1 protein-coding gene and 1 pseudogene are annotated in these 2,096 nt (G+C 54.8%); both read left to right on the forward strand.

What is annotated here, in order from left to right; all coding sequences use genetic code 11:
* Positions 1-713 (forward strand): annotated as a pseudogene (locus BGP85_RS29350) (hypothetical protein); the annotation flags it as partial.
* Positions 628-1,197, forward strand: coding sequence for a DNA methyltransferase (locus BGP85_RS29355; RefSeq protein ID WP_073690481.1), 570 nt, complete (start codon positions 628-630; stop codon positions 1,195-1,197). The pseudogene BGP85_RS29350 and the gene BGP85_RS29355, both read left to right, overlap by 86 nt.
* Positions 1,198-2,096 lie beyond the last annotated feature (899 nt).

A 2,096-nucleotide genomic window follows, 5' to 3' on the forward strand; every position in this document is an offset into this window, starting at 1 on the left:
CACCATCGCCTTTGGCGGTGGGGTCAGAAAGGTGTGTTTGCTGGCCGGTTACCGAGATTCCTGACAATGTGATGAACGCTCGGAGCCCGATCGGCGCCGCCGGCGATTTGCACTCCACAACTCGGCGGTCGATCCGCTGGCAACAGCAGTCGCTCAAAGCACTTGGAGTGCTTGAGCGGGTCGAAGGTGCCAGAGGGGTATGGCAGCTTACCGAAAAGGCTAAAAAGGGCCTGAACACGCCCTCGCCCGGCGTCACCCTGCTTGGGTTCAGCACCAACCTCGGACTGGCCTTGTGGGGAACGTCTCCAGACGCTTTGGCCGGGCTCTATGAGCCGATTGAACTCGTCCTGACGTCCCCCCCATTCCCCCTGAGAATTTCTCGAGCGTATGGCAACCCCACGGCGAGTGAATTTGTCGACTTTATCTGCCAGGTCCTTGAACCCATCGTGCCGAAAATTTCGGCAACTGGAAGCCTCGTATTGAACATGACCAATGATTCATTCCTCGAAAAATCACCAGGCAGATCCACGTATTTGGAACGCACGATTATTGCCCTCGAGGACCGATTGGGACTGACGCTCATGGACAGGGTTCCCATGGATAAATTTGTCGAAGGCACCAGGTCCAATGCAGTGGTCAAGTCGGACGCGCCAACAACTCAATGTTTCGTGGGAACCATGCCTGTGGTTTGCCCGCGATCCCATTTTGTGTAAGGCAGATAATCGAAGGGTGCTAAGGCCTCACACTGAGCGCCATGCCAAGCTTTTGAGTCAAGGTGGTGAGCATCGAAGCACAAGTTATGGTGATCGCGCTTATCGGGTCCGCCCGGGAAGCTTTGGCGGAATCACCAACGGCGCCATCCCAAAGAACACGCTCCAGATTGGCCACTCCTGTGCCCGCGGACGGGAACACAGAAAAGCGCTAACCAGCCTGGGTCTGACTCAGCACGGCGCCGGCTGGCCATTTGCTGTACCTGATTTTTTTATCAAATTCCTGACAGAGCCCGGCGATTTGGTCGCTGATATTTTTTCAGGCCGGGCCATGACCGGTCGAGCAGCTGAAGAGAATCAACGTCGCTGGATCTGCGTCGAGAGTGCATTGCAGTACGTGCGTGGAGCCGCCGAGCTCTTCCGTTCATTCCAAGGCTTCTGGATCAATCCGGCATTAGAGGAAGCATTCAGGACATCCGACGCGTAGAAGCACAGCCATTGGTCACGGGTCCGAAACTGGATAAGTAGGCAACCTTGCCTAATGCCTTGCATAGGCAGGATTGCCTATTCCTGACATTGCGAGGGACACGCCGTCAATCGCACAGTTTTCTGCAACTGCTGGACTTTTAGGCCACACCGGCACGAACGAGGTGCCTCATAATTGGTGACCGATGCCCCTGACATGTCTCAGATAGGGCCGCTACCACCAGGCCGAATGGGTAGCCTCGAGGGGAAAGATTTCACGAGGCCACCACCATGGTTACGAAAAAAACAATCGCTACTGGTTTGGGGATTGCAACGCTCTTGGCGCTTGGATTTGCCGCAACAATCAGCACCGGAATGATGGCGGGGACCATACCGGCAGCACTGTACGGACATGCCGACGATGCCCCTGGCTGTCTCACAAACCTAGGCCAAAATGCCGATCAGTGGGCGGAGTTATCGCGTGCCCAGATTCACTCCGAGCCAATGCTAATGGATGGCACGTCGGGCGGTTACTGCTTCAACCCACCGATAAAGTCCAGTCATCTCTGACTGACCGAGACGGGTCACGCTGAGCACTCAGTACAAATCCGCTAACGACTCCCTCGTTGGTGCCGCCCTTGGCACAAAAGAATCTTCTGCGCCCCCGAGATAAGGCGATGTATCGTGCCAAGCACAATGGCTACTCAGATCATAATTACCCGACACTAGCTGGACAGTCCCGTGATTCCCTATCGCATACATCACCTGTTAACACTTCCGATAATATATCCGGAGGGTTCACTAAGTTGTGTTGGATTGTCCTACAAAACCGCTCTATCTCCTGCAATACAGGCAATACAGGCAATACAGCCTGAATTCATAGAATAAGCGCAACGCTTGAAACGAGAGGCAGAGAGCCAG

Origin of the sequence: Pseudomonas putida (assembly GCF_002906855.1) — a bacterium.
Taxonomy (GTDB): domain Bacteria; phylum Pseudomonadota; class Gammaproteobacteria; order Pseudomonadales; family Pseudomonadaceae; genus Aquipseudomonas; species Aquipseudomonas putida_N.

What these genes read in the sequence shown, in the direction of transcription:
- BGP85_RS29355 (WP_073690481.1), top strand. Translation starts at nt 628, where the DNA reads ATGCAGTGGTCAAGTCGGACGCGCCAACAACTCAATGTTTCGTGGGAA.